Raw genomic sequence first — 16,738 nt, forward strand, 5'->3', positions numbered from 1 at the left:
ATTCGCCGCCAACTGCCTGTTGCACACCGCCAACAGTCAGCATATGGGCGCATGGCGCCCAAGAAAAAGAGCCGCACAAGGCGGCTCTCGTTTTCCGGCGCCGATTGGCGGCGACTGTAACTCCAAAACTCAGAAGCTGTGGCGCAGACCCACATCCCAAGCGCTGGACTTATTGCCAGCGGTCACTGCCGGCGAGCCGGCAACGGCCACGGCACTCTTGCCGGTGTTCTTGATCTCGGAGATCGTCATGTACAGCGCCGTGCGCTTGGACACTGCGTGCACATAGCCCAGGGTCAGCAACTTGATGTCGCCCACGCCGGCAATCGCTTCAGCAGCCGTGTTGGCATTGGAGTTTGCGTAGTGAGCGCGGAACGAGGAGTCACCCACGACCGGCACGATCAGGCCCACGGTGTAGATCGACTGCTTGGCTGCGTTGAACTTGGTGTTGCCCACCGTGGCTTGCACAGTGGCCGGTCCGAAGTTGTACGAAGCTCCGACAACATTGAGCTTGTAGTTGGAGCCCTTGGCATCGGTGTCGGCCAGGCCGGCAGTGACGTTCAAGCCGCCGTTCTTGTAACCCAGGCGAGCCGCCTTGTACTTCTTGCCGTCGGTGTTCTCGCCAGCGCCCACTTCGGCACCACCGTAAATGCCACCCAGATTGTCCGGCAGGCTGTAGGCGACCTGATTGTCAGCACGATTGATCGTGTCGGCGGCGCTGCCCAGCAGGGAATAGACCTTGGAAATGTCGGCGATGCCGGCAGTTTCGAACGGCGTGAAGCCGTCGATCACCAGGCGGGCTGCCGTCTTGTGACGGCCCAGACGGACCTCACCCCACTGCGTGCTGGAGAGGCTGACCGTGGCGCGACGACCCCAGAAACGGCTCGAGTCGACAGTGCCGGTGTCGGCAGACAGGGCGGCCTCGATCCAGAAGTTGGCCTTCAGGCCATCGCCCAGATCTTCGGTGCCACGGAAGCCGAGGCGGCTGCTGGCATTGCCGTCAGCGGCCAGGAGGTTGATCGTCTTGCCGCTGGACTTGGCCTGACGCATGGCCAGATCGAGCACACCGAAAGCGGTCACCGACGATTGAGCGGCGGCAGCGCCGGCCAGCGAGGCCAGGACGGCGCCCAGCAGAATCGATTTCTTCATTCAAAGCTCCTTGATGTACGAAATTGGCACAAACGGCCAGGACTCCTGCGTCATCACCCCGATACAGCCCGGAGTCGCTGGGAAGTTGACGCTATTGCACCAGAGCAAACCCTAGGTTCGCCATCATGGATTTGTGACAAAGGTCTTTCGTTGCCGACCGACAACGACACACAGCTATCACAAACTTGTCATATGAAAGCTCACGTTTCTATGTGGACGGCGCGCCCGTTGAGCGGCACTGGCGCCGCGCCAACTACACTGAGCAGCAGCCCCAACCGCACACCTTGATGTCTCGCCCTACCCTGCCCGCACCAGACCGCCTGCTGAGCGCCCTGGACCACAGCCTGCGCACCGTTTTTGCCAGACCGAACGCGTCGCGCCCGACCCCGGCGCGCAGCAGCGCCACGCTCGGCGAAACTCAGCGCCGCGAATCGGGCGCCCTGATGCGGGTGAATCATGTAGGCGAGGTGTGCGCCCAGGCGCTCTACCAGTCCCAGGCCCTGGTCTGCCGGGATCCGGCGCTGCGCGACGCCTTCGAGCAGGCCGCCAAGGAAGAGATCGACCATCTGGCCTGGACCCGCCAGCGCCTGGATGAATTGGGCGACCGGCCCAGCCTGCTCAACCCGCTCTGGTACAGCGGCGCGTTCGCGCTGGGCACCATGGCGGGTCTGGCGGGAGACCGGGTCAGCCTTGGCTTCCTGGTCGAAACCGAACGCCAGGTCGAACAGCACCTTGCCTCGCACCTGGACCGCCTGCCGACCGAAGACCTGCCCTCGCGAGAAATCGTCGCACAGATGAAGATCGACGAGGCCGAACATGCCGAGCATGCGCAAGCCGCCGGCGCGATGACCCTGCCTGCGCCGGTGCCGCAACTGATGCGCCTGGCCGCGCGGGTGATGACCCGCGTGGCGCATCGCCTCTGAGCTGCCTGCTCAGGCGGGCGCGACGATCTCGACCGAAGTCGTGATCTCGGCTGTCTTGGCCAGCATGATGCTGGCCGAGCAGTACTTCTCATGCGAGAGTGCCACGGCCCGCTCCACCACCGTCTGGCTCAGATTGCGGCCGGTCACCACGAAGTGCATGTGGATCTTGGTGAAGACCTTGGGCTCGGTCTCGGCACGCTCGGCGCTGAGCTTCACCTGGCAGCCATGGACATCATGGCGACCCTTTTGCAGGATCAGCACCACGTCATAGGCGGTGCAGCCGCCGGTGCCGGCCAGCACGGTTTCCATGGGCCGCGGCGCCAGGTCACGGCCACCACCGGCAGGCGCGCCGTCCATGGTCAGGAGGTGCCCGCTTCCGGTTTCGGCGACAAAGGCCATGCCGCCAGCCCCCATCCAATTGATCACGCATTCCATTGATATGTCCTTTTTAGTGAAGCAATTCCATATTCTTCATAGCCAGGGATATTGCAGTGCAACAAGTCACCGCCTAAAATTCCATCCAAGCGTATGAAATCTCTGACGCAGCGGCACGGCCCGCGTCGGTCAAGGGTTCTCGCACCGATTGTCTCCTCCACCGCCTCAGGTGGATTCAGCCCGAAGCTGCGAAGCTTCGGGTTTTTTTTATCCCCTTGCCCATCTCGCCGCGGCAAGCGTCACTTGTCACATGCCCGAGGGCGAAGCTGAACGCCAGCTTATGATGCTGCGCCGCAACAGACACGCAGGAGACGCCCGATGCCAGGCCCCGTTCGCCGCAAGAAGTCATCCACGCCCGCCTCGGCCATCCAGCCGGCCCTGGCGCCCGCCGAGGATGGCTATCTGCAGCGAATTCTGAACGCGCGGGTCTACGACGTTGCGGTGGAAACCTCGCTGACACCGGCCCGCAATCTCTCCAAGCGCCTGGCCAACAAGGTCTTCCTGAAGCGCGAGGACGAGCAGCCGGTGTTCAGCTTCAAGCTGCGCGGCGCCTACAACAAGATGGCGCATCTCTCGGCCGAGCAACTCGCCAAGGGTGTCATCTGCGCTTCAGCCGGCAATCACGCACAAGGCGTGGCGCTGTCGGCGAAGAAGCTCGGCTGCAGGGCCGTCATCGTGATGCCGGTCACCACGCCCAAGGTCAAGATCGACGCGGTACAGGCACTCGGCGGTGAAGTGGTCCTGCACGGCGACAGCTTTACCGATGCCTACGGCCGCGCGCTGGAACTGGAACGCGAGCAGAGCCTGACCTTCGTCCACCCCTTCGACGATCCGGACGTGATCGCCGGCCAGGGCACGATCGCGATGGAGCTCCTGCGCCAGCACGCCGGCCCCATCGACGCGGTCTTCGTTGCCATCGGTGGCGGCGGCCTGATCTCCGGCATTGCCGCCTACATCAAGGCCCTGCGCCCTGAGATCCAGGTGATCGGCGTGCAGACCACCGATTCCGACGCCATGGTGCGTTCGGTCAAGGCTGGCAAGCGCGTGACGCTCACCGATGTGGGCCTGTTCTCCGATGGCACGGCCGTCAAGCTGGTGGGCGAGGAGACCTTCCGCATCACGCGCGAGCTGGTGGATGATTTTGTCGTCGTCGATACCGATGCCGTCTGCGCCGCCATCAAGGACGTGTTCGAGGACACCCGCAGCATCCTCGAGCCGGCCGGCGCGCTGGGCGTGGCCGCCATCAAGCAGTACGTGGCAGCCACCGGCAGCAAGGGCAAGACCTTTGTGGCCATCACCTGCGGCGCCAACATGAACTTCGACCGCCTGCGCTTCGTCGCCGAGCGCGCCGAAGTGGGCGAGCAGCGCGAGGCCTTGTTCGCGGTCACCATTCCCGAGGAGCGCGGCAGCTTCAAGCGCTTCTGCGAGCTGCTCGGCCCGCGCAGCGTGACCGAGTTCAACTACCGCATCTCGGACAAGAGCGAAGCCCATGTCTTCGTCGGCGTCTCCACGGCAAAGCGCGAGGAATCGTTGAAGCTGGTGAAGCTGTTCGAGAAGAACGGCTTTGGTACGGTGGACCTGACCGACAACGAGTTGGCCAAGCAGCATGTGCGGCACATGGTGGGCGGGCGCAGCGAGCTGGCGGCCAATGAGCGCCTCTACCGTTTCATCTTCCCCGAGCGGCCTGGCGCCTTGATGCGCTTCCTCTCCAGCATGCACCCGGGCTGGAACATCAGCCTGTTCCACTATCGCAACCAGGGCGCCGACTACGGCCGCATCCTGGTCGGCATCCAGGTGCCGCGCGGTGACAATGCAGCGTTCAAGGAGTTCCTGGCCACGCTGGCCTACCCCTGCGTGGACGAGACCCAGAATCCGGTCTACCAGCTCTTCCTGCGCTGAGCGGTGGCCTTTCGGCCGGCCTGAGCAGGCCAGCCAGGTCAATCCAAGCCAAAGGGCAAGTGCCGATGTTCCAGGTCTTGCCCCCTGCACCAAAATCGCTCACGTCACGTCCGCGACGAGCGACACTCTGCACATCATGTCCGACCAGCAATCCCTGATCACACCGACCGCCAATGCCGAGCTCGAACGCTCGCTGCGGGAGCGGATCGACCGGCGCAGTGCCATCGCTGGCGCGCTGGGCGAGCTGGAGCCGCTGGCCGTCCGACTGGGCCTGGTGCAGAACAGCCTGACACCTCGTTTCCGAGATCCGGTGCTGGCGCTGTTCGCCGCCGACCACGGCATCGTCGTCGATGGCATTGGCGAACCGGGCAGCCGCAGCACGCGCGACAGCGTGATGCTGGGCCTGCAGAACCGGCTGCCGGTGTCGGTTTTCGCGCGCCTGCACGGCCTGGCTTTCAGCGTCGTCGATTGCGGCGTCGCCGAAGAACTGCAGCCCCATCCGCGCTTGCTGGCCCGCAAGATTGCGCACGGCACTCGCAACAGCCGCGTGGGCCAGGCAATGTCGCTCGAGCATGCGCAAGCCGGCGTGCGAGTGGGCATGGAGATTTCCGACACCATGAGCGGCAACGTGCTGGCCTGCGCCGGCATGGGCCAGGGTTCGGAAGAGAGTGCTGCGTTGGTGCTGGCCAATCTCTCCGACTCCCCGGTGCGCGACTTCATCATCTCCGGCCCGGACATGCGCCAGGACGTGCTGACCCGCCTGCAGACGATTCTGCAAACGGCGCAGGCCAGGCATCGCGACGTGAACGATCCCATGGAAGTGCTGGCGGCCTATGGCGGCTTCGAGACGGCCGTGATGGTGGGCGCGATGCTGGTTGCGGCCAGCAAGAGGCATCTGATCATCGTGGACGGCCTAGCCGCCTGCGCCGCACTCAAGATCGCCTCGGCGATTGCGCCGCCGGTGACCGACTACGCCGTGTTCTGCCGCAGCAATTCGCACCGCGGCCTGGATGAAGCCCTCGCCCTGTTCCACGCTTCTGCGCTGCTGGAGCTGGGCATGGAAGGCGCCGATGGCACTGGCGCTTCGCTGGCCTGGCCGCTCATACGCAGTGCGGCTGCGCTGCTGACCGACCTCAACGACGTCGAGCCCGGCCAAATGGCCGCTGCTGCCCCGGCCGCGGCGGGCTGAACAGCCAGCCCGCCTGGGCAGGCCTCAGCGCTCCGTGGGCGAGCGCATCACCTGGGTCGGGATCTGCAGCGGCGGCCGCTGCGGCTGCTGTTGCGCCTGCCCTTGCTGGTGCATGGGCGGCTGCTGAAGCGGCGGCGCCTGCGGATCGACAACTTGCTGTTGCTGCAACTGCTGCGGCGTACCGCCGAGTACCGTGTTGGAAGGCGCTGCGGGCATCAACTGGCCCGTGGCCGGCGCGGCACGCGGCACGATCTGCAGTGTCAGGGAGGCCTGGCCTTCACCGCCGAGGACAGCGCCATTGGCGCTGACCGACAGCAGATAGAGCCCGCCCTCCACCGGCGCGCCCACGCGCACCGTGCGCGGCTGGCCGTCCACCGAGATCAGGGCAACGCCTTCGCCGGCAGCGCGCGCGGCCTCGCTTTTCGGTGCCGCGACGCCAATCAATTCGAAACGGCTCTGCGCCGGCGCCGCTTCCGGCGCGGCGTCAACCGGCGTCACGCCGAAAAGACGGGTGAGATCGCTGCGCAGCGGGCCTTGGTCAGTCACCGCCAGGGCCTGCGCCGGCGTGGCGAGCGGGCGTGTGCCCAGCTGCAGCAGCCAGTAGCAGATGCAGCAGGCCAGCAGGCCCCAGACGAAAAAGGCGGATACACGAGCGGTCATGAGGGCCGATTATGATTCAGCGCTTCACAGCCATCCGGCCAATTCCGCCATGCACAGCACCCCGTCCCTACGCAGCAGTACCCGCAGCAACCGCCGTACCCGCAGCCTGGGCTTTACGCTGATCGAGATCATGGTGGTGATGCTGATCATCGGCCTGATGGCGGCCATGGTCACCAAGTCGGTGATCGACCGAGCCGGCGAAGCCAAGGTGCTGGCCGCCCGCTCCGACATCAACAACATCATGCAGGCGCTCAAGCTGTACAAGCTTGACAACAACCGCTACCCCTCTGGCGAGCAGGGCCTGGAAGCGCTGATCCGCAAGCCGACCACCGGCACCATTCCAGGCAACTGGAAGTCCTATCTCGAGAAGCTGCCCACCGACCCCTGGGGCACGCCGTACCAGTACGCCAACCCCGGCATCAAGGGGGACATCGACGTCTACAGCTTGGGCGCTGATCAAAAGGCCGGTGGCGAAGGCAACGATGCCGACATCGGCTCCTGGCAATAAGCCTCGGCGCAGCCGGCTCAGCGGCGGCTTTACGCTGATCGAGTTGATGGTCGTCGTGGCGCTGATCGCCATTGCGTCTGCCGCCATTTCGCTGGCCCTGCCCGACGCCGATGCCGCGCAGCTGGAACGTGAGGCCGAGCGCCTGGCTGCACTGCTGGAAGCCGGGCGTGCCGAGGCGCGAGTGAGCGCCCTGAGCGTGAGCTGGGCACCGGTGCGCAACGACAGTGGCGACAACTTCCGATTCCAGGGCCTGCCGCCCCGCATCGCGCTGCCCACGCGCTGGCTGGGACAGGGTGTGGATGTAGAGATCATCGGCGGCCGCGCCCTGCTGCTCGGGCCCGAACCCTTCATCGGACCGCAACGCCTTCGCTTGCGCCAGGGCCAGCATGAGGTGCTGCTCAGCACCGACGGCATGGCGCCTTTCGCGCTTGTGCGCGAGGAGCAAGCCAAGTGAAGGCTGCACCGCGCGGATTCACCTTGATCGAGGTGCTGGTGGCGCTGGCCATCGTCGCCATTGCGCTGGGCGCCGGCATCAAGGCCGCCAGCGCGCTGAGCAGCAATGCCGAGCGCCTGCTCGAGGTCAGCTCGGCCCAGTGGTGCGCCGAAAACCAGTTGACCGAACTGCGTCTGTCCAAGCAGTTCCCGAGCGTCGGCGACATCGAGTTCGAATGCCAGCAGCTGGGGCGCAACTACCTGGGCCGCCTGGTAGTCCGGCCCACGCCCAACCCGAACTTCCGTCGCGTCGAGGCGCTGCTGCGCACTGCCGAGGGCACGCCCCTGCTCGGCCTCTCGACCATCTTGGGCCGCTACTGATGACGAAGCACACGCGGCCGCTGCGAGGCTTCACGCTGATCGAGGTCCTGGTCGCCCTGGCCATCATGGCCGTGATGGCCGGCATGGCCTGGCGCGGCATCGACGCCGTGCTGCGCAGCCGCGAGATCAGCCAGGCCAAGCTGGACCAGATCTCCCGGGTGCAAACGGTGCTGGCGCAATGGGAGCAGGACCTGCGGATGCTGCAGGACAGCCAGCTCGTGCCGGCGCTCAGCTTCGACGGCGCCACGCTGCGCCTGACCCGCAGCACCGAGCAGGGCCTGCAGGTGGTGGCCTGGAGCCTGTCGGCCACCGGCGAATGGCAACGCTGGGCTTCGGCGCCGGCAAGCACGCAGGCCGCCCTGAGCGACGCCTATATCCGCAGCCAGCTGCAGGCCAGCGCGAACACCGTGAAGGTACTGCCGGGCCTGCAGCAATGGCAGGTGTATTTCTACCGCGGCAATGCCTGGAGCAATGCGCAATCCGATGACGACCTGAAGGATGCCAGCCCTGCCCCGCCCGGTCCGCCGGCATCGGCGCCCAGTGGCAGCGACAGCACGCGGCGAAAGCAGTTGCCCACCGGCATCCGCATCGTGCTCAGTTTCGCGCCCGATGTCGGCTACGGCGGGCCGATCACGCGCCAGGTGCTGCTGGGGCCACAAGCGCAATGAAGCGTCCAGCTCAATCGGGCGCAGCGCTGCTGACCGCCATGATCATCGTCAGCCTGATCGCGACGATGGCCGCCGCCATGGCCTGGCGGCAGTACCGGGCCATGCATATCGAGGCAGCCGAGCGCGCGCGCGCGCAGTCGGCCTGGATACTGCAGGGCGCGCTGGACTGGGCAAGGCTGATCCTGCGTGAAGACGCTCGCGCCAATCAGCAGGGGCAGGCCATCGACCATCTCGGCGAGGTCTGGGCCGTGCCGCTGGCCGAGGCTCGCCTGTCCACCTTCCTGGCAGCCGAGCAGGACCCAACAGTCGACGATGGCCCCGAGGCATTCCTGTCCGGCACGCTCAGCGACGCGCAGGCCCGCTACAACCTGCGCAACCTGGTGGCAGCTGCCGCGACCGCCTTGCCGGCCGAATTGCGCACACTGGCGCGCCTGTGCGAGCTGGCGGGCTGCCCATCGGGCACGGCCACCACGCTGAGCGAGCAACTGCGCGCCGCCTTCGCCGCCAAGGCCGAGGCCGGCGCGGCCGACGCACCGGTGCAGCCGGCAAACTTCGAACAACTCGCCTGGCTGGGCCTGACTGCAGACACGCTCAAGCGCCTGCGCCCCTTCGTCACGCTGCTGCCTGGCCCCAGCAAGGTCAACCTGAACACGGCGCCGCGCGAGGTGATTGCCGCGTTGTTCGAGGGCATGGATCTCGCCAGCGCCGAGCGCATCGTGCAGGTCCGCCAGGCGCAGCCGCTGCGCACGCTGGACGATGCGAAGAAATTGCTGCCCGCCACAGTCGACGTGTCTGCCGAGCGCGCCTCTGTCAACTCTGACTTCTTCATCGTCACCGGCCGGCTGCGGCTGGACGAGCGGGTGCTGGAAGAGCGCTCCCTGGTTCAGCGCCGCGGCCTGGACATGCTGGTGCTGAGCCGCGATCGCGTCAATCTCGTGCTTGAAGCCGCCAGCCAATGAACCGGGGGCATAGCCTGAGTCGCTCCCATGAACTCCCCTCCTAGAATGGGCGCCCCATGTCGACCCTGATCCTGTTCCTGCCCCCCCGCGACCGCCTGCGCGCCCAGGGCCAGGCAATGCCCGCAGCGCCAGCCGATCCGCAGGCCCAGGTGACAGGTCGCGAGTACGCCTATGTGCTCAGTGCCAATGGCCGGCAGGTGAGTGCTGAAGGTCGGCTCGCCCTGGCTGCGCTGCCGCGCGCGGAACAGATCGTGCTCGTGCCCGCCGACAGCGATCTGGCCTGGCACCGGGTTCAACTGCCCAAGGTCAGCCGGGCCCGGCTGCCCGCCGCGCTGGCCGGCCTGATGGAAGAAGAGCTGCTGGACGACCCGGAGCACCTGCATTTCGCGCTTGATGCACAGGCGAGCGGCGGTGAGCAGGCCTGGGTGGCGGTCTGCCCCCGCGCCTGGCTGGCCGAGCATCTGGCGGCGCTGGATGCAGCCCACCTTTTCGTGGACCGCGTCGCGCCGCTCAGCTGGCCCGGTCAGCCGCGCGGGCATTTCCAGCAGCTCGCCGATGAAGGTCGCTTCGAGCTGCTCTGGGCCGACACTGATGGCGTCAGCAGCCTGAGCCTGAGCGGCAGCTGGGGCCGCGCCCGTTTCACAAGCGAACTCGTGCAGAACGCCAGCTGGAGCGCCACGGCCGAAGCCGTCGAGGCGGCCGAGCATTGGCTGGGCAGCCCGGTGCCGATGCAAAGCCGTGCGCAGCGTGCGCTGCAGGCCCTGGAGGGCAGCTGGAACCTGCGCCAGTTCGAACTCGCACCTCGCACGCGCGGCCTGCGTGCCGTGCGCCAGCTCTATCGCGGCCTGATGCACAAGAGCTGGGCGCCGGTGCGCTGGGGCCTGGCCGGCCTGGTCGCCGTGCAGTTGCTGGGGCTGAACCTCTGGGCCTGGCAGCAGAATCGCGAGCTCGATCAATTGCGCAACGCGGTGGATGGCGTCCTCAGGAGCACGCATCCGCAGGTACGCGCGGTGCTCGATGCGCCATTGCAGATGCAGCGTGAAACCGAGACCCTGCGCGCCCAGGCCGGCCGTGCCGGCGTGCAGGACCTGGAAGCGCTGCTGTCAGCCGCCGCCACAGCATGGCCGCCTGATCGCAGCCCGGTCGATGCCCTGTCTTTTGAGACCGGCAAGCTGACGCTGTCTGCCCAGGGATGGGGCGAGGCGCAGATTGCGAATTTCCGCCAGCAGCTGCAAAGCGAAGGCTGGCAGCTGGAGGTGAGCGATGGCCGCATGACCTTGCGCCGTGCCAAACCGAGCGAGCGCAAGCAACCATGAGCGACATGACCCAAGTGAAGCAGACGAGCGGCCTGGCCCGGCGCTGGCGTGAGCTGACCGAGCCGGCGCGTGCGCAATGGCAAGTCATGGCGCCGCGCGAGCGATGGACCGCCCAACTCGGGCTGGCTGCGCTGGCCCTGTTCATCGGCTGGTGGCTCTTGCTGGCGCCGGCCCTGCGCACCCTCAACCAGGCACCGGCCAAGCGCACCCAGCTGGAGGCCCAGCTGCAGGAAATGCGGGCCCTGGCACTGGAGGCGCGCGAATTGCGCGCCCTGCCGCCCGTGCCGGCCGCGCAAGCCCTGGCCGCGCTGCAAGCCGCCAGCGATCACCTGGGCGGCAATGCCCGATTGAGCATCACCGGCGAGCGCGCCACCTTGAGCCTGAATGGCGTCACGCCCGAGGCCTTGCAGGCCTGGATGGCCGAGGTTCGCAGCGCCGCCCGTGCCCGCCCCGTCGAGGCCCAATTGCAGCGCAGCAACAAGGGCTTCACGGGCAGCATCGTGCTGGCACTCGGCGGGGTGAACCCATGAGGATGAACAAGACGGCCAGCAGCGCGCCGGCCCAGGGCCAGCCGCGCCGCTGGGCCATTGCCGGCGCCCTGGTGGGCGCCCTGCTGGCGCTGCTGCTATTTGCACCGGCCAGCTGGATGGCCGGCTGGCTGGCCGATGCCAGCGAAGGGCATCTACTGCTCACCGATACGCGCGGCAGCATCTGGTCCGGGTCCGGCGTGCTGGTGCTGACCGGCGGCCGCGGCAGCCGCGACGCCACGGCCCTGCCCGGCCGCATCGACTGGACCCTGGGCTTCAAGGGCCTCGGACTGGCCCTGCGCGCCCGCCAGGAATGCTGCCTCAATGGCGAGCTGCAGATGCTGGTGCAACCGGGCTGGAACCGGATGAGCATCAGCCTGCCCAACGGCAAGCCCGGCGAGTGGCTGGCGCGATTCCCGGCCGCCTGGCTCGGTGGCCTGGGCACGCCCTGGAACACCCTGCAGTTGGGCGGCACGTTGCGCTTGAGCGCACAAGACTTCAAGCTGGAGCGCCTGCAAGGCCGCTGGTTGCAGAGCGGCCGGCTCGAGCTGGACCTGGTCAACCTGAGCTCGCGCATTTCGACACTGGCGCCGCTGGGCAGCTACAAGCTCAGCCTTTCCAGCGAACAGCCCGGCATCTCAAAGCTGCTGCTCAGCACCATGGATGGCGCTCTGCTGCTGAACGGCCAGGGCACGCTCGGCAGCGGCAAGGCCAGCTTTCATGCCGAAGCCACGGCCGCGCCCGGCCGCGAAGCGGCGCTGAACAACCTCCTGAACATCATCGGTCGCCGCCAAGGCGCGCGTTCCGTCATTTCGATCGGATGAGCATGAAACTCAACAGCAAACTGAAGCTGCTGCCGGCGCTGTTGGCCGTCACCCTGACCGTGCCGTCCCTGGCCCAGCCGCTGGCCCAGAACCTCGCCGCGCAAGCGCCGGCCAAACCGGCGCCGAAGAAAGGCGCGGCGGTCAAGGCCGCCACGCCGGTGACGCTGAACTTCGTCAATGCCGACATCGAGGCGGTGACGCGCGCCATCGGCGTGATGATGGGCCGCCAGTTCGTCATCGACCCGCGCGTCAAGGGCACGATCACGGTCTACAGCGAGCAGCCGCTGCCGGTGGGCGAGGCCTATCTGAACTACCTGGCCGCGCTGCGCGGCCTCGGCTTCACGGTGGTGGAAAGCGGCGGCCTTTACAAGCTGGTGCCCGAAGCGGACGCCAAGGTCCAGACCAGCGCGGTCACCATCAGCGGCGAAGGCCGTCCGCGCGGCGATCAGGTCGAGACCCGGATGTTCATGTTGCAGCACGAGAACGCCAACAACTTGGTGCCCCTGCTGCGGCCGCTGATCAGTCCCAACAACATGATCAACGCCAACCCGGGCAACAACAGCCTCCTGATCACCGACTATGCAGACAACCTGCAGCGCATGGGCAAGATCATTGCGGCCATGGACACCAGCAGCAGCAGTGGCATCGAGGTGGTGCCGCTGAAGCACGCGATTGCGTCCGATGTTGCCGCGCTGGTGCAGAAGCTTGGCGAAGGCGGCAGCGTGGCGGCGCCGGCTGTGGCCGGCGCCAGCGGCGGCAACGCCAACCTGAGCGTGTTGTCCGACCCACGCAGCAATTCGCTGATCCTGCGGGCCAGCAGCGCGGCCCGCCTGGTGGCCGCCAAGGCCATGATCGAAAAGCTCGACCAGCCGGGCGATGCGAACGCCGCCGGCAACATCCACGTGGTCTATCTGAAGAATGCCGACGCCGTGCGCCTGGCCACCGTGTTGCGCGCCTCCTATGCGGCGCTCGGCACCGGCGGCAACAACGCCGCTGGCGGTGCTGGCAGCATCGGTCAGAGCTCGCAGCCCCTGAGCAGCAGCCCGCAGACCAATGTCGGTGGTCTGGGCGGCAACAGCGGCGCATCGGCCGCCTCCACCACACCGGTTTCCGCGCTGGCCCAGCCCTCCACCGGCGGCTTCATCCAGGCCGACCCTTCGAACAATGCGCTGATCATCACCGCGCCCGAGCCGATGTACCGCCAGTTGCGCGCTGTGATCGACCAGCTCGACGTGCGCCGTGCCCAGGTCTATGTCGAATCGATGATCGTCAAGGTCGACGTGACCAAGGCCGGCCAGTTCGGCGTGCAGTGGCAAAGCATTTTCGGCAACAAGGGTGACTCGACGATCTCGGGCCTGGGCACCAACTTCGGCTCCGGCAACGGCAACATCCTCAACCTCTCCGGCGCTGCGGCCCAGGGGCGCACCGGCGCAGCCACGGCGCTAGCCGCGGGCGGTATCCCGGCCGGTTTCAACATCGGCGTGCTCAAGCAGATCGGCAACTTCTACACGCTCGGCGCGCTCGCCAACTTCCTGGAAGGCCAGGCCGGCGCCAACGTGCTGTCGACGCCCAACCTGGTGGCGCTGGACAACGAAGAGGCCAAGATCGTCATCGGCCGCAACGTGCCCTTCGTGACTGGCTCCTTCACCAACACCGGCTCGGGCACCGGCGGCTCGGTCAATCCCTTCCAGACGGTGGACCGCAAGGACGTCGGCCTGACGCTGCGCATCCGCAGCCAGATCGGTGAGAGCGGCACGATCCGCATGACCGTCTACCAGGAGAACTCCTCGGTCGACCCGGCCACGGCCAGCAGCGTCAACGGCCCCTCGACCGACAAGAGCTCGATCGAGACCACCGTGGCGGTGGACGACGGCTCCATCATCGTGCTGGGCGGCCTGATGAAGGACGAGTACAGCGACGGCGACGACCGCGTGCCCGGCCTGGCCAGCATTCCGCTGATCGGCAATCTGTTCAAGAGCGAAAGCCGCAAGCGTGTGAAGACCAACCTGATGGTCTTCCTGCGCCCCATCATCATCCGCGACCAGCGCTCGGCCGACCAGCTGACCCTGGACCGCTACGACACCATCCGCGCCTTGCAGCAGAACGCGCAGCCCGACCCGAGCCGCATGGTGCTGCCCGATACCGGCGCGCCCCTGCTGCCCGCCCTGCCGCCGGCGCCTGCGTCCGGCGCATCGGCACCTGCAAAGAAGAACTGAAGCCATGGCCGGCCGTCATCCCCTGCCCTATGCCTACGCACGGGCCAAGACCGTGCTGCTGGAGGACATAGGCGCCGAGCTGGTGCTGTGGGCGCCACCGGACGTGGCGCTGTCCACCCTGTCAGAGCTGCAGCGCGTCTATGCGGTGGACCGCTTCGAGCAGCAGGAGGCCGGCGAGCTGGCCGAGCGCATCAACAGCGCCTACGCGGGCAGCGAGTCGAGTGCAGCGGCTGTGGTCGGGGAAGTCGAAAGCGCGGTGGACCTCTCCCGCATGATGCAGGACCTGCCCGCGGTGGAAGACCTGCTGGAAGCTGCGAACGACGCGCCCATCATCCGCATGCTCAACGCACTGCTGACGCAGGCCGCGAAGGACGGCGCCAGCGACATCCACATCGAGCCCTATGAGCGCGCCTCAGCGGTGCGCTTCCGCGTTGACGGCAGCCTGCGTGAAGTGGTGCAGCCCAACCGCGGACTGCATGCGGCGCTGATCTCGCGCCTGAAGATCATGGCCGAGCTCGACATCGCCGAGAAGCGCCTGCCGCAGGACGGCCGTATCTCGCTGCGCATCGGCGGCCGCGCGATTGACGTGCGAGTTTCGACGCTGCCCTCGGCCCACGGCGAACGCGCCGTCTTGCGTCTGCTCGACAAGAGCGAATCCAAGTTCTCGCTCGAAGGCCTGGGCATGGACGGCCATGTGCTCAGCGAATTCAAGCGCCTGTGTCAGCAGCCGCACGGCATCGTGCTCGTCACCGGCCCGACCGGCAGCGGCAAGACCACCACGCTCTATGCCGCGCTGCAGACCGTGGACACGGGAACGACCAATGTGCTGACGGTCGAAGATCCGATCGAATACGAGCTGCCCGGCATCGGCCAGACCCAGGTCAACAGCAAGATCGACCTGACGTTTGCGAAAGCGCTGCGCGCCATCCTGCGCCAGGATCCGGACGTGATCATGATTGGCGAAATCCGCGATTTCGAAACCGCGCAGATCGCGATCCAGGCTTCCTTGACCGGCCACCTGGTGCTGGCCACGCTGCACACGAACGATGCGCCCAGTGCCGTCACGCGACTGACCGACATGGGCGTCGAGCCCTTCCTGCTCAGCTCCAGCCTCCTGGGCGTACTGGCCCAGCGCCTGGTGCGCAAGCTCTGCCCGGCCTGCCGTCGCCAGGATGGCGAGGGGCGCTACCACCCCGTGGGCTGCACGGTCTGCAGCATGACCGGCTACAAGGGCCGCACCGGCGTGTACGAGCTGATGGTGGCGAACGAACAGGTGCAGTCGCTGATCCACAACCGCGCCGCCGAGAGCGAGCTGACGGCTGCGGCCCGCAACGCTGGCCTGCGCTCGATGCGCGAGGACGGTGACCGCCTGGTGAGAGACGGCACGACCTCGCTGGAAGAAGTGCTGCGCGTGACGCGCGACTGAGCGGCTTCAGCCCATGCCCGCATTCAAGTACGAAGCACTCAACGAGGCCGGCCGCAATGCCAATGGCCTGATCGAGGCCGACACGCCCCGCGCCGCACGCGCGCAATTGCGAAGCATGGGCCTGGTGCCCTTGCAGGTGCAGGCCGTGCAGCAGAGCAACAGCACAGGCGGCAGCCGCTGGCAGCGCAAGGTGTTCAACAACACGGGCCTCGCTGTCTGGACACGCCAGCTCGCTGGCCTGGTGTCGTCGGGCCTGCCCATCGAGCGTGCCCTGACGGCGCTGGCCGACGAAAGCGAAGACCAGCGTCAGGCCGAGCTGCTCGCGCAGTTGAGGGCCGAGGTCAATGCCGGCTCGGCCTTTGCCCGCGCCCTGGGCACGGCGCCGCGCGAGTTCAATGATGTCTACCGCGCCGTGGTCGCGGCGGGCGAGCAGAGCGGCGCCCTGGGCCCCGTGCTGGAGCGCCTGGCGGACGACCTGGAGCAGCGCCAGGAGCTGCGCTCCAAGCTGCTCGGCGCCATCGCCTATCCGGCCATCGTCAGCTTCTTCGCCCTGGTCATCATCACCTTCCTGGTCACCTATGTAGTGCCACAGGTGGCCGGTGTGTTCGTGCAAAGCAAGCGCGCGCTGCCCATGCTGACCGTGGTGATGCTCAGCATCTCGGCGTTTGTCCGCACTTGGGGCTGGCTGGTCGTGATGCTGCTGGTGCTGGGCGCGGTCACGCTGCTCATGGCCTTGCGCCAGGCGGCTTTCCGCGAGCGATTCGATGCCTTCCTCCTGCGCCTGCCCCTGATCGGGCGCCTGGCTCGTGGCTACAACGCGGCCCGCTTCGCCGGTACCTTGGCCATGCTGGCGGGCGCGGGCGTACCCATCCTGAAGGCGCTGCAGGCGGCGGCCGAAACGCTCTCGAATTCGGCGATGCGCCGCGATGCATTGGAGGCGCTGGTGCAGGTGCGCGAAGGCGCGCCGCTGGGTGCTGCGATGTCGACCAAGAAGCGCTTCCCAGGCTTGCTGGCGATGTTTGCGCGTCTCGGTGAACAGACCGGCGCGCTGCCACAGATGCTAGACCGCGCCGCGCGCCAGCTGGGTATCGAGGTGCAGCGCCGCGCGATGGCGATGGCCACGATGCTGGAACCGCTGCTGATCGTCGGCATGGGTGCGGTCGTCATGTTGATCGTGCTGGCCGTGCTCCTGCCCATCATCGAGATGAACACGATGGCGGGGCGCTGAA

General features: G+C 67.1%; 17 protein-coding genes. 14 read left to right on the forward strand and 3 right to left on the reverse strand.

Annotation, left to right across the window (positions count from 1 at the left end; all coding sequences use genetic code 11):
- Positions 1 to 129: 129 nt before the first annotated feature.
- Positions 130 to 1,146, reverse strand: coding sequence for a porin (locus ABT392_RS14705; protein ID WP_395385457.1), 1,017 nt, complete (start codon positions 1,144 to 1,146; stop codon positions 130 to 132).
- Between the two features lie 287 nt (positions 1,147 to 1,433).
- Here ABT392_RS14705 and coq7 point away from each other — a divergent pair, with 287 nt between their 5' ends.
- Positions 1,434 to 2,069 (forward strand): 2-polyprenyl-3-methyl-6-methoxy-1,4-benzoquinone monooxygenase, encoded by a 636-nt coding sequence (gene coq7, locus ABT392_RS14710; RefSeq protein WP_395385456.1) that lies wholly within the window; start codon positions 1,434 to 1,436, stop codon positions 2,067 to 2,069.
- A gap of 9 nt (positions 2,070 to 2,078) precedes the next feature.
- Here coq7 and ABT392_RS14715 read toward each other — a convergent pair whose 3' ends face one another.
- The gene (locus tag ABT392_RS14715) at positions 2,079 to 2,504 is read right to left on the reverse strand and encodes an OsmC family protein (RefSeq protein WP_334278100.1); all 426 of its coding nucleotides are present in this window, start codon (positions 2,502 to 2,504) and stop codon (positions 2,079 to 2,081) included.
- A gap of 318 nt (positions 2,505 to 2,822) precedes the next feature.
- Here ABT392_RS14715 and ilvA point away from each other — a divergent pair, with 318 nt between their 5' ends.
- Together ilvA and ABT392_RS14725 are read left to right on the forward strand one after the other, a co-directional pair.
- Entirely contained in the window at positions 2,823 to 4,403 is a 1,581-nt protein-coding gene (gene ilvA / locus ABT392_RS14720; protein ID WP_334278101.1) for a threonine ammonia-lyase, biosynthetic, read from the forward strand.
- Positions 4,404 to 4,539: 136 nt separating this feature from the next.
- Positions 4,540 to 5,592, forward strand: coding sequence for a nicotinate-nucleotide--dimethylbenzimidazole phosphoribosyltransferase (locus ABT392_RS14725; protein ID WP_334278102.1), 1,053 nt, complete (start codon positions 4,540 to 4,542; stop codon positions 5,590 to 5,592).
- Between the two features lie 24 nt (positions 5,593 to 5,616).
- Here ABT392_RS14725 and ABT392_RS14730 read toward each other — a convergent pair whose 3' ends face one another.
- Entirely contained in the window at positions 5,617 to 6,252 is a 636-nt protein-coding gene (locus ABT392_RS14730) for a hypothetical protein (protein WP_395385455.1), read from the reverse strand.
- Positions 6,253 to 6,301: 49 nt separating this feature from the next.
- Between ABT392_RS14730 and gspG the strand changes: the two genes are divergently transcribed.
- Genes gspG through gspF form a run of 11 tightly spaced genes read left to right on the forward strand, consistent with a single transcriptional unit; the run spans position 6,302 to position 16,737 of the window.
- Entirely contained in the window at positions 6,302 to 6,760 is a 459-nt protein-coding gene (gspG, locus tag ABT392_RS14735) for a type II secretion system major pseudopilin GspG (RefSeq protein ID WP_334278104.1), read from the forward strand.
- Positions 6,735 to 7,214, forward strand: coding sequence for a prepilin-type N-terminal cleavage/methylation domain-containing protein (locus tag ABT392_RS14740; protein ID WP_395385454.1), 480 nt, complete (start codon positions 6,735 to 6,737; stop codon positions 7,212 to 7,214). The genes gspG and ABT392_RS14740 overlap by 26 nt, the downstream gene beginning before the upstream one ends.
- On the forward strand, positions 7,211 to 7,573 hold the full coding sequence (gene gspI / locus ABT392_RS14745; RefSeq protein WP_334278107.1) for a type II secretion system minor pseudopilin GspI: 363 nt from the start codon (positions 7,211 to 7,213) through the stop codon (positions 7,571 to 7,573). Before ABT392_RS14740 ends, gspI begins: the two co-directional genes overlap by 4 nt.
- Positions 7,573 to 8,241: a PulJ/GspJ family protein gene (locus tag ABT392_RS14750; protein WP_395385453.1), complete on the forward strand. Its 669-nt coding sequence runs from the start codon at positions 7,573 to 7,575 to the stop codon at positions 8,239 to 8,241. The genes gspI and ABT392_RS14750 overlap by 1 nt, the downstream gene beginning before the upstream one ends.
- Positions 8,238 to 9,200 carry a type II secretion system minor pseudopilin GspK gene (gene gspK, locus ABT392_RS14755; protein ID WP_334278109.1) on the forward strand — a complete coding sequence of 321 codons (963 nt, stop codon included), beginning with the start codon at positions 8,238 to 8,240 and terminating at the stop codon, positions 9,198 to 9,200. Before ABT392_RS14750 ends, gspK begins: the two co-directional genes overlap by 4 nt.
- A gap of 56 nt (positions 9,201 to 9,256) precedes the next feature.
- Positions 9,257 to 10,516, forward strand: a complete 1,260-nt coding sequence (gene gspL / locus ABT392_RS14760) for a type II secretion system protein GspL (RefSeq protein WP_464970805.1) — start codon at positions 9,257 to 9,259, stop codon at positions 10,514 to 10,516.
- Positions 10,513 to 11,046, forward strand: a complete 534-nt coding sequence (gene gspM, locus ABT392_RS14765) for a type II secretion system protein GspM (protein ID WP_334278111.1) — start codon at positions 10,513 to 10,515, stop codon at positions 11,044 to 11,046. The genes gspL and gspM overlap by 4 nt, the downstream gene beginning before the upstream one ends.
- Positions 11,043 to 11,867, forward strand: coding sequence for a type II secretion system protein N (gspN, locus tag ABT392_RS14770; RefSeq protein WP_395385451.1), 825 nt, complete (start codon positions 11,043 to 11,045; stop codon positions 11,865 to 11,867). Before gspM ends, gspN begins: the two co-directional genes overlap by 4 nt.
- Positions 11,868 to 11,869: 2 nt before the next feature.
- Complete coding sequence (gene gspD, locus ABT392_RS14775; protein WP_334278113.1) at positions 11,870 to 14,083, forward strand: type II secretion system secretin GspD; 2,214 nt, start codon at positions 11,870 to 11,872, stop codon at positions 14,081 to 14,083.
- A gap of 4 nt (positions 14,084 to 14,087) precedes the next feature.
- Positions 14,088 to 15,509: a type II secretion system ATPase GspE gene (gene gspE, locus ABT392_RS14780; RefSeq protein WP_395385450.1), complete on the forward strand. Its 1,422-nt coding sequence runs from the start codon at positions 14,088 to 14,090 to the stop codon at positions 15,507 to 15,509.
- 13 nt (positions 15,510 to 15,522) lie between these two features.
- Positions 15,523 to 16,737, forward strand: a complete 1,215-nt coding sequence (gene gspF, locus ABT392_RS14785; RefSeq protein WP_395385449.1) for a type II secretion system inner membrane protein GspF — start codon at positions 15,523 to 15,525, stop codon at positions 16,735 to 16,737.
- Position 16,738 lies beyond the last annotated feature (1 nt).

The sequence above is a fragment of the Paucibacter sp. JuS9 genome, from assembly GCF_044043925.2.
Taxonomy (GTDB): Bacteria; Pseudomonadota; Gammaproteobacteria; order Burkholderiales; family Burkholderiaceae_C; genus JAUASW01.

Coding starts and splice junctions, on each gene's coding strand:
- gspE (WP_395385450.1), top strand. CDS start 14,088: ATGGCCGGCCGTCATCCCCTGCCCTATGCCTACGCACGGGCCAAGACC.
- coq7 (WP_395385456.1), top strand. CDS start 1,434: ATGTCTCGCCCTACCCTGCCCGCACCAGACCGCCTGCTGAGCGCCCTG.
- ABT392_RS14725 (WP_334278102.1), top strand. CDS start 4,540: ATGTCCGACCAGCAATCCCTGATCACACCGACCGCCAATGCCGAGCTC.
- gspG (WP_334278104.1), top strand. CDS start 6,302: ATGCACAGCACCCCGTCCCTACGCAGCAGTACCCGCAGCAACCGCCGT.
- gspK (WP_334278109.1), top strand. CDS start 8,238: ATGAAGCGTCCAGCTCAATCGGGCGCAGCGCTGCTGACCGCCATGATC.
- gspN (WP_395385451.1), top strand. CDS start 11,043: ATGAGGATGAACAAGACGGCCAGCAGCGCGCCGGCCCAGGGCCAGCCG.
- ABT392_RS14705 (WP_395385457.1), bottom strand. CDS start 1,146: ATGAAGAAATCGATTCTGCTGGGCGCCGTCCTGGCCTCGCTGGCCGGC.
- ABT392_RS14715 (WP_334278100.1), bottom strand. CDS start 2,504: ATGGAATGCGTGATCAATTGGATGGGGGCTGGCGGCATGGCCTTTGTC.
- gspL (WP_464970805.1), top strand. CDS start 9,257: ATGTCGACCCTGATCCTGTTCCTGCCCCCCCGCGACCGCCTGCGCGCC.
- gspD (WP_334278113.1), top strand. CDS start 11,870: ATGAAACTCAACAGCAAACTGAAGCTGCTGCCGGCGCTGTTGGCCGTC.
- gspM (WP_334278111.1), top strand. CDS start 10,513: ATGAGCGACATGACCCAAGTGAAGCAGACGAGCGGCCTGGCCCGGCGC.
- ABT392_RS14750 (WP_395385453.1), top strand. CDS start 7,573: ATGACGAAGCACACGCGGCCGCTGCGAGGCTTCACGCTGATCGAGGTC.
- ABT392_RS14730 (WP_395385455.1), bottom strand. CDS start 6,252: ATGACCGCTCGTGTATCCGCCTTTTTCGTCTGGGGCCTGCTGGCCTGC.
- gspF (WP_395385449.1), top strand. CDS start 15,523: ATGCCCGCATTCAAGTACGAAGCACTCAACGAGGCCGGCCGCAATGCC.
- ilvA (WP_334278101.1), top strand. CDS start 2,823: ATGCCAGGCCCCGTTCGCCGCAAGAAGTCATCCACGCCCGCCTCGGCC.
- ABT392_RS14740 (WP_395385454.1), top strand. CDS start 6,735: ATGCCGACATCGGCTCCTGGCAATAAGCCTCGGCGCAGCCGGCTCAGC.